We start from the raw sequence: 9,297 nt of genomic DNA, 5'->3' as shown, positions 1-9,297 counted from the left end.
GCAGCTTCGCGGTGGCGCTGCTCGATGCGCTCGCCGCCGTGCGCCCCCGCGACATCGCCGCGGCGGCGCGCATCGAGGAGCGTGCGCTGTGATCGCCGACCTCTCGCTGTACCTCGTCACGGATCCCGAACTCTGCGGTGAGCGTGGCGTCGTCGAGACCGTGCGACAGGCTGTCGACGGTGGAGTGCGCATCGTGCAGCTGCGCGACAAGACGGCGACGGATGCCGAGATCGCCGCGCAGCTGGTCGCGCTCGCCCACGTGATAGACGGGCGTGCCCTGCTCGTCGTGAACGATCGGCTCGACGCGGCGCTCGCCGCGCGCGAGAAGGGCGCGACGGTCGACGGCGTGCATCTCGGTCAGGGGGACGCGTCGGTGCTGCATGCCCGTGAAGCCCTGGGCCCTGACGCGGTCATCGGACTCACGGCGAACAGCGCCGAGCACTTCGAGGCGGTGCGGGCGCTGCCCGCCGGAACCGTCGACTACCTCGGCGTCGGCGTCATCCGCCCGACCAGCACGAAACCCGACCACCCGCCGGCTCTCGGTGTCGAGGGGTTCCGGGCACTCGTCGCGACGACCGATCTGCCCTGCGTGGCGATCGGCGGAGTGAACATCGACGACACCGAGGCGCTTCGAGACGCCGGTGCTGCAGGGCTCGCGGTGGTCTCGGCGCTGTGCGCGGCGCCTGACCCTGTGCAGACCGCAGCGTCGTTCGTGAGCCGGTGGCGGGCCGCAGGAACGCCGAGAGTGCTCAGCATCGCCGGGAGCGACCCGTCCGGTGGCGCGGGAATCCAGGCCGATCTCAAGTCCATCGCGGCGAACGGCGGATACGGCATGGCGGTGGTGACGGCCCTCACCGCGCAGAACACCACGGGGGTGCGCGGAGTGCATGTTCCGCCGACATCGTTCCTGCGGGACCAGCTCGACGCGCTCTCCGACGACATCATCGTCGACGCCGTGAAGATCGGGATGCTCGCGAACGTCGAGGTGATCGGCGCCGTCGCCGAGTGGCTCGACGAGGTGCGACCGCCGATCGTCGTGCTCGACCCGGTCATGATCGCCACCAGCGGTGACAGGCTGCTCGACGAGGACGCCGAGGCGGCGCTGCGCGACCTGCTCGGACGCGCTGACGTCGTGACTCCGAACCTCGGCGAGCTCGCAGCACTCGCCGGGCGTCCGATCTCCGGTTGGAACGACGCTCTCGCCGCAGCGGAGGGGCTGTCTGGTGACATCGGTGCGGCAGTGCTCGTGAAGGGCGGCCACCTTGACGGCGATGACGTCCCCGATGCGCTCGTCGACGTCGCCCGCGGCGTGCTGACGGAGTATCCGGGCACCCGCATCCGCACGGCGAACACCCACGGCACCGGATGCTCGCTGTCGTCGGCGCTGGCGACGCGTCTCGCCCGCGGCGAGACGCCCGTCGATGCCGTCGCCTCCACCCGGTCGTGGCTGCGCGAGTCGCTGCGCGCCGGTGAGGGACTCCAGGTCGGCCGTGGTCACGGCCCGATCGGTCACTTCGCGGGGTTGTGGCAGCGCGGAGGGCTCGACACGGCCCCGACACCGGCGCAGGTCCGCTCCGACTGGTGGGACCGCACGGCCGAGGTGCGGAGGAGGATCGACGAGCTCCCGTTCATCCGTGGGCTCGCCGACGGCACTCTCGCCAGGGAGCCGTTCCTGTTCTATCTCGCGCAGGACGCCCTCTATCTGCGGGAGTACTCACGTGTGCTCGCCGCAGCCTCGCGGCTCGCCCCGACTCCGCACGAGCAGGCGTTCTGGGCGCGATCGGCCGAGGGCGCGATCGTCGGCGAGCTCGAGCTGCACGCCTCCTGGCTGACCCCGGGGGAGGGCGTCGATGACGCGACCTTCGCGGTCGCTCCCGCGCCGGCCACGGTCGCGTACCTCGATCACCTGCGCTCCGTGGCATTCGGCGGTGACTACGCCGAACTCATCGCCGCCGTGCTCCCGTGCTTCTGGCTGTACTCAGATCTCGGACAGCGTCTGCACGCGGGGGCGTTCGGAGAGTACGCGAGAGACGCTCGGCATCCGTACGCCTCCTGGCTCGCCACCTACGCGGACCCTGCGTTCGACGTGGCGACCGAGCAGGCGATCGCGTACGTCGCAGAAGCAGCTGCCGCATCGTCCACTGATCGCAGGGCACGGATGCTCCGCGTGTTCGAGGTCTCGAGCGCCCATGAGCTCGCGTTCTTCGCCGCGCCCTTCGCCGCAGCCTTCTCTGCGTGACGCACCGGATTTGCGCATGCCGCGACGAGCGCGCTATCGTCGCGGCATGCCTTCGGCCGCCACCGCCTCTCTGACGCTCGTTCCGAGCGTCATCGCTGTGCGCCGACGCCGCAGCGGCCGCCGACTCTAGGCGACCCTGCGCTTCTGCCTGCGTACGCACGGCGGTCGAGTGCCGGTGTCGCCGCCCCGGTTCCCGACACTGCACCCCGAGTTCGACGAGGGGTCCGACCGTTAAGGTAGAAGCATGACGTACTCCGTCGCCGTCTCCGGCGCATCCGGCTACGCGGGCGGCGAGATCCTGCGCCTCCTCGCGTCGCACCCCGACATCGAGATCCGCACCGTCACGGCGCACTCGAACGCGGGCCAGCCTCTCGTGCAGCACCAGCCGCACCTGCGCTCTCTCGCCCATCTGACGCTGCAGGACACCACACCCGAGATCCTCGCCGGGCACGACATCGTCTTCCTCGCGCTGCCGCACGGTCAGTCGGGGCAGTACACGGATGCGCTCGGCGACACACCCCTCGTGATCGACGCCGGTGCCGACCATCGGCTCACCTCGCAGGATTCGTGGGACGCCTTCTACGGGGGCGAGTTCCATGAGCCCTGGGCCTACGGCGTTCCCGAGCTGCTCGTGGGCGGCGTCAAACAGCGGGAGACTCTGCGCGGTGCCACGCGGATCGCCGCCCCGGGGTGCAACGCCTCGACCGTGAGCCTGAGCCTCGCCCCCGGTGTGGCCGCAGGCGTGATCGATCCGGGCGACATCGTGTCGGTGCTCGCCGTCGGCCCCTCGGGCGCAGGCAAGAGCCTCAAGACGAACCTGCTCGGCAGCGAGATCCTCGGGACCGCCAACCCGTACGCGGTGGGCGGCACCCACCGGCACATCCCCGAGATCCGTCAGGCGCTCGCCGCAGCGTCCGGCGCCGCCCCCGACGGCATCCGCATCTCCTTCACCCCGGTGCTCGTGCCGATGTCGCGGGGAATCCTCGCCACCTCGACCGCACCGATCGTCGGCGACGTCAGCGACGCCGAGATCAGAGCGGCGTGGGAAGACGCGTACGGCGATGAGACCTTCGTGCAGCTGCTGCCGGAGGGACATTTCCCGCGCACGGCCGACGTCCTCGGCGCGAACACCGCGCTGATCGGCCTCGCGATCGACCGTGCCGCCAACCGGGTGACGGTGGTCACCGCGGTCGACAATCTCGTCAAGGGCACCGCAGGCGCTGCCGTCCAGTCCATGAACCTCGCGCTGGGGCTGCCCGAGTCCCGCGCCCTCTCAGTGAACGGAGTCGCGCCGTGAGCGTCACCGCCCCCGCAGGATTCGAGGCGGCCGGAGTCGCCGCCGGCCTCAAGTCGACCGGCAAGCCCGATGTCGCCGTGGTCGTCAACCGCGGCCCGCGCAAGGTCGGCGCGGCCGTCTTCACGAGCAACCGCGCCAAGGCCAACCCGATCATCTGGTCGCAGCAGGCCGTCGCCGATCGTGTGGTCGAAGCGGTCGTGCTGAACTCCGGGGGAGCGAACTGCTTCACCGGGAGCTTCGGTTTCCAGACCACGCACCAGACCGCCGAGAAGGCGGCAGAGCTGCTCGGCGTCAGCGCCGGCGACGTGCTCGTCTGTTCGACCGGTCTCATCGGCGTCGGCGACGAGGTGTTCCGCGGCAAGGTCCTCGCGGGCACCGAGCAGGCGATCGCCGAGCTCTCGACCGACGGCGGTGATGTGGCGGCTCAGGCCATCATGACCACCGACAGCGTGTCGAAGACCGCGATCGTGACCCGCGACGGCTGGACCATCGGCGGCATGGCGAAGGGCGCCGGCATGCTCGCCCCGGGGCTCGCGACCATGCTGGTCGTCATCACGACGGATGCGGTGCTCGAGCCGCTCGAAGCGGACGCCGCCCTGCGCGCAGCGACCGGCACGACGTTCGACCGTCTCGACTCCGATGGCTGCATGTCGACGAACGACCAGGTCACGCTGCTCGCCAACGGTGCATCGGGCATCCTGCCCGCCCTCGACGACTTCACCGCAGCCCTGCGCGAGCTCTGCCTGGAGCTCGCGGTCAAGCTGCAGGGAGATGCCGAGGGGGCGAGCCACGACATCACGATCGAGGTGCAGCATGCCGTGACCGAGGGGGAGGCCGTCGAGGTCGGCCGTTCGGTCGCCCGGAACAACCTCTTCAAAGCCGCGATCTTCGGCAACGACCCGAACTGGGGTCGGGTGCTCGCGGCGATCGGCACGACGAACGCGCAGTTCGACCCCTACGACGTCGACGTGTGGATGAACGGCGTCCGCGTGTGCAGCGAAGGTGGCCCCGACCGGCCGCGCGAGGAGGTCGACCTGACGCCGCGCGCCACGCACCTCGTGATCGACCTCAAGGTCGGAGACGCGACGGCGACCATCCTGACGAACGACCTCACTCACGACTACGTGCACGAGAACAGCGCCTACGCCTCATGACCACCGACATCCAGGACACCACGCCCGACGTCGCCGCCGTCAAGGCAGCGACGCTCATCGAGTCGCTTCCGTGGCTGAAGAAGTTCCGCGACCAGATCGTCGTCGTCAAGTACGGCGGAAACGCGATGGTCTCGGATGAACTGCAGGAGGCCTTCGCCCAGGACATCGCGTATCTGCGCTATGTCGGAGTGCAGCCCGTCGTCGTGCACGGCGGCGGCCCCCAGATCTCCGACATGCTGCAGCGGCTCGAGATCCCGAGCGAGTTCAAGGGCGGCTACCGCGTCACCAACACCGAGGCGATCAGCGTGGTGCGCATGGTGCTCACCGGTCAGGTCAACCCGCAGCTGGTCTCCAAGATCAACTCGCACGGTCCGATCGCGACCGGTCTCAGCGGCGAGGACGCAGGACTCTTCGGTGGGCGCCGCCGCGGCGTCGTGATCGACGGCGAGGAGATCGACCTCGGTCGCGTCGGCGACGTCGTCGAGGTCGATCCGACACCGGTGCTCGACCACCTCGCGGCGGGTCGTGTGCCCGTGGTCTCGAGCATCGCCCCGGACCTCGATCACCCCGGTCAGTCGCTCAACGTGAACGCGGACGCCGCGGCCGCCGCGCTCGCCGTGGCGCTGAAGGCGCGCAAGCTCGTCATCCTCACGGATGTCCCCGGCCTCTACGCCGATTGGCCCAACCGCGACTCGCTCGTCTCCCACCTCACCTCGGAGGCTCTCATCGAGATGCTCCCGACTCTCGAATCCGGCATGATCCCGAAGATGAAGGCATGCCTGGACGCGATCGAGGGCGGCGTCGACGCCGCCGCCATCATCGACGGACGTGTGCCGCACTCGGTGCTCGTCGAACTCTTCACCAGCAAGGGAATCGGAACAGAAGTGGTCATGGGAAGCGCAGGGACGAACGCATGAGCAATTGGCAGGATGACGCAGCGAGCGACCTGGTCCTCAACGCAGGACCCCGTCTGGCGATGCTCACTCGCGGTGAGGGCTCGTACCTCTGGGACTCCGAGGGCAACCGCCACCTCGACTTCCTCGCCGGCATCGCGGTGACCTCTCTCGGTCACGCGCACCCGGTGTTCGTCGAGGCCGTGTCGCGGCAGGCGGCGACCCTCGCACACGTGTCCAACTACTTCGCGACGCCCTCGCAGCTCGCGCTCGCCGCACGGCTGAAGCGCCTCGCGGGCGCCGGGATCGACGGCCGCGTGTTCTTCTCGAACTCCGGCGCCGAGGCCAACGAGGCGGCGTTCAAGCTCGCCCGTCTGCACGGCGGCACCGAGAAGCCGCGCATCATCGCCCTCGAGAACGGCTTCCACGGACGCACCATGGGCTCGCTGGCATTGACGGCGAAGGCCGCGATGCGGGCGCCGTTCGAGCCGATGCCGGGTGGTGTCGAGCACATCCCCGCGACGATCGAAGCCCTCGAGGCCGCGATCGACGACCGTGTCGCCGCCGTGATCGTCGAGCCCATCCAGGGCGAGGCCGGCGTCGTCGAGCTGCCGGAGGGGTACCTCCAGGCGGCGCGTTCGCTCACGCTGAAGCACGGTGCGCTGCTCATCGTCGATGAGATCCAGACGGGGGCCGGGCGCACGGGTGCCTGGTTCGGATTCAGCCACGAGGGCATCACTCCCGACGCCATCACGCTCGCGAAGGGCATCGGCGGCGGCTTCCCGATCGGCGCGCTCGTCACCTACGGTGCGGCGAGCTCGCTCTTCACACCCGGCTCGCACGGTTCGACGTTCGGCGGCAACCCGCTGGCCACCGCTGTCGCTGATGCGGTGCTCACCGAGATCGAAGACGCCGGACTCGTCGAGAACGCGGCGCGCCGTGGCGAGGAGCTGCGCGAGATCATCGCAGGGCTCGAGTCGCCTCTCGTCACCGGAGTGCGCGGGCGCGGACTCCTGATCGGTGTGGCCCTGAGCGCTCCGGTCGCGAACGAGGTCGTCGCCGCGGCCCAGGAGCGCGGCCTCATCGTGAACGCGGCGAACCCCGAGACCGTGCGCATCGCGCCGGCGCTCACCATCGGAGACGCGGAGCTCGCCGAGTTCCGCGACCTCTTCGCGGCATCGCTCGCCGCTGTCCAGGCATCCCTCACCGAATCCGGAAAGGCCCTCGCATGACCCGCCACCTTCTGCGTGACGACGATCTGACCCCCGCAGAGCAGGCGGAGATCCTCGATCTCGCCATCGAGCTGAAGAAGGATCGCTGGGCGAACAAGGCGCTCGCCGGTCCGCAGACGGTCGCGGTGATCTTCGACAAGTCGTCTACCCGCACCCGCGTCTCGTTCGCGGTGGGCATCGCCGACCTCGGCGGCTCCCCGCTGATCATCTCGACGGCCAACAGCCAGCTCGGCGGCAAGGAGACCCCGTCGGACACGGCCCGGGTGCTCGAGCGCCAGGTCGCGGCCATCGTCTGGCGCACCTATGCGCAGTCGGGACTAGAGGAGATGGCAGCCGGCACCACGGTTCCGGTCGTCAACGCCCTCTCGGATGACTTCCACCCGTGCCAGCTGCTCGCCGATCTGCTCACGATCCGCGAGCACAAGGGCGATCTCAAGGGCCTGACCCTGACGTTCTTCGGTGACGGTCAGAGCAACATGGCGCACTCGTATGCGCTGGCGGGCGTGACTGCCGGCATGCACGTGCGCATCGCGTCGCCCGCCGACTACGCACCTCGCGCCGACGTCGTCGAGGCAGCCGATCGCCGCGCCGCGGAGACCGGAGGATCGATCACGCTCTTCACCGATGCCGTCGAGGCGGCGGCCGGAGCCGACGTCGTCGTCACCGACACCTGGGTGTCGATGGGGAAGGAAGAGGAGAAACTCGCCCGCATCCGCGATCTCGGCGGCTACAAGGTGACGCCCGAGACGATGCAGATCGCCGACCCCGAAGCGGTCTTCATCCACTGCCTGCCCGCGGACCGTGGGTACGAGGTCGACTCCGAGGTAATCGACGGACCGCAGAGCGTCGTCTGGGACGAGGCCGAGAACCGCCTGCACGCGCAGAAGGCGCTTCTGGTCTGGCTGCTCGGCAAGAAGGACGCGTGATGAGCGACTCGAAGAACGAAGGCACCAACGAGGGCGCCCTCTGGGGTGCGCGGTTCGCGAGCGGACCTTCCCCTGAGCTCGTCGAGCTGAGCCGGTCGACCCACTTCGACTGGGTGCTCGCGCCCTACGACATCGCAGGGTCCCACGCGCATGCGACCGCGCTCGAGGCCGCCGGGTATCTCGAGTCCGACGAGGCCGCGCGCATGCACGCGGGGCTGGATGCCGTGGCGCGCAAGGTCGCCGACGGCACTCTGCGGCCGGTGCCGTCCGACGAGGATGTGCACGGAGCTCTCGAGCAGGCACTCATCGCCGAGCTGGGGCCGGAGCTGGGCGGCCGCCTCCGTGCGGGCCGCAGTCGGAACGACCAGATCGCGACCCTCGTGCGGATGTACCTGATCGATCACGCCCGGGTCATCGCCCGGGACCTGCTCCGCGTCATCGATGCTCTCGTTGCCCAGGCGGAGGCGCACCCCGACGCGATCCTCCCCGGACGCACGCATCTGCAGCACGCGCAGCCGGTCCTGCTCGCACACCACCTGCAGGCGCACGGCTGGCCTCTCGTACGCGAACTCGAGCGCCTCGTCGACTGGCGCCGTCGCGCCGGTGCCTCGCCGTACGGCGGGGGAGCGCTCGCGGGATCGACGCTCGGTCTCGATCCGGCACTCGTGGCCTCCGAGCTCGGTCTCGACCGACCCGCCGAGAACTCGCTCGACGGCACCGCCGCGCGCGACGTCGTGGCGGAGTTCGCCTTCATCGCTGCGATGACCGGAGTCGACCTGTCGCGTCTGAGCGAGGAGATCATCCTCTGGAACACGCGCGAGTTCGGCTTCGTCACGCTGCACGACAGCTACTCGACCGGGTCGAGCATCATGCCTCAGAAGAAGAACCCCGACATCGCGGAGCTCGCTCGTGGCAAGTCGGGGCGTCTGATCGGCAACCTCTCGGGGCTCATGGCGACGCTCAAGGGCCTCCCGCTCGCGTACAACCGCGACCTGCAGGAGGACAAGGAACCGGTCTTCGACTCCGTGCAGACTCTCGAGGTCGTGCTTCCCGCATTCGCCGGAATGATCGCGACGCTGCGCTTCGACACCGAGCGCATGGCCTCGCTCGCGCCGGAGGGCTTCTCGCTCGCGACCGACGTCGCCGAGTGGCTCGTGAAACGACGGGTGCCCTTCCGCGACGCGCACGAGATCTCCGGCGCGCTCGTCCGCGCCTGCGAAGAGCAGGGGATCGGGCTCGAGGACGCCTCCGACGAGCTGCTGCTCTCGGTCTCGCCGCACCTGGTCCCGGAGGTCCGCGAGGTCCTCACGATCGAGGGCTCGGTGGCGTCTCGCACCGGAGCCGGAGGCACGGCACCCGTGCGAGTGACCGAGCAGCGCGCCGAGCTCGTGGCGCGGGCGCAGGCGGCCGCGCACGCACTCGGCCTGTAGCAGCGCACTCGCGTCCCCGTGACGGCGAACGGCCCGTGAAGGTTCTCGACGAGGATCTCCACGGGCCGTTCGGCTCATGCCGATGGTTCGGCGGGTTCGGGTCAGTGCAGCGCGACGTCGGCGGCC

At 69.8% G+C, this 9,297-nt stretch carries 7 protein-coding genes; all 7 read left to right on the top strand.

What is annotated here, in order from left to right:
* The first annotated feature begins 88 nt into the window (after window positions 1-88).
* The 7 genes from RTM68_RS11705 to argH all read left to right on the top strand — a co-directional run bounded on the left by RTM68_RS11705 (window position 89) and on the right by argH (window position 9,171).
* A complete protein-coding gene (locus RTM68_RS11705; RefSeq protein WP_312171040.1) occupies window positions 89-2,239 on the top strand; it encodes a bifunctional hydroxymethylpyrimidine kinase/phosphomethylpyrimidine kinase in 2,151 nt (716 codons plus the stop codon).
* A 244-nt stretch (window positions 2,240-2,483) separates the two neighbouring features.
* Window positions 2,484-3,536, top strand: a complete 1,053-nt coding sequence (gene argC, locus RTM68_RS11700) for an N-acetyl-gamma-glutamyl-phosphate reductase (RefSeq protein WP_312171038.1) — start codon at window positions 2,484-2,486, stop codon at window positions 3,534-3,536.
* On the top strand, window positions 3,533-4,690 hold the full coding sequence (gene argJ, locus RTM68_RS11695) for a bifunctional glutamate N-acetyltransferase/amino-acid acetyltransferase ArgJ (protein WP_312171036.1): 1,158 nt from the start codon (window positions 3,533-3,535) through the stop codon (window positions 4,688-4,690). The genes argC and argJ overlap by 4 nt, the downstream gene beginning before the upstream one ends.
* Entirely contained in the window at window positions 4,687-5,607 is a 921-nt protein-coding gene (gene argB / locus RTM68_RS11690) for an acetylglutamate kinase (RefSeq protein WP_312171034.1), read from the top strand. Before argJ ends, argB begins: the two co-directional genes overlap by 4 nt.
* Window positions 5,604-6,815 carry an acetylornithine transaminase gene (locus RTM68_RS11685; protein WP_312171032.1) on the top strand — a complete coding sequence of 404 codons (1,212 nt, stop codon included), beginning with the start codon at window positions 5,604-5,606 and terminating at the stop codon, window positions 6,813-6,815. The genes argB and RTM68_RS11685 overlap by 4 nt, the downstream gene beginning before the upstream one ends.
* Window positions 6,812-7,741 (top strand): ornithine carbamoyltransferase, encoded by a 930-nt coding sequence (gene argF / locus RTM68_RS11680; RefSeq protein WP_312171030.1) that lies wholly within the window; start codon window positions 6,812-6,814, stop codon window positions 7,739-7,741. The genes RTM68_RS11685 and argF overlap by 4 nt, the downstream gene beginning before the upstream one ends.
* Window positions 7,741-9,171 (top strand): argininosuccinate lyase, encoded by a 1,431-nt coding sequence (argH, locus tag RTM68_RS11675; RefSeq protein WP_312171029.1) that lies wholly within the window; start codon window positions 7,741-7,743, stop codon window positions 9,169-9,171. The genes argF and argH overlap by 1 nt, the downstream gene beginning before the upstream one ends.
* Window positions 9,172-9,297 lie beyond the last annotated feature (126 nt).

Origin of the sequence: Microbacterium sp., assembly GCF_031988965.1 — a bacterium.
Taxonomy (GTDB): domain Bacteria; phylum Actinomycetota; class Actinomycetes; order Actinomycetales; family Microbacteriaceae; genus Microbacterium.
The sequence above is the reverse complement of the archived record's forward strand: the minus strand, read 5'-3'. Positions and strand labels throughout refer to the sequence as shown.

What these genes read in the sequence shown, in the direction of transcription:
- argC (WP_312171038.1), top strand. Translation starts at nt 2,484, where the DNA reads ATGACGTACTCCGTCGCCGTCTCCGGCGCATCCGGCTACGCGGGCGGC.
- argB (WP_312171034.1), top strand. Translation starts at nt 4,687, where the DNA reads ATGACCACCGACATCCAGGACACCACGCCCGACGTCGCCGCCGTCAAG.
- RTM68_RS11685 (WP_312171032.1), top strand. Translation starts at nt 5,604, where the DNA reads ATGAGCAATTGGCAGGATGACGCAGCGAGCGACCTGGTCCTCAACGCA.
- argF (WP_312171030.1), top strand. Translation starts at nt 6,812, where the DNA reads ATGACCCGCCACCTTCTGCGTGACGACGATCTGACCCCCGCAGAGCAG.
- argH (WP_312171029.1), top strand. Translation starts at nt 7,741, where the DNA reads ATGAGCGACTCGAAGAACGAAGGCACCAACGAGGGCGCCCTCTGGGGT.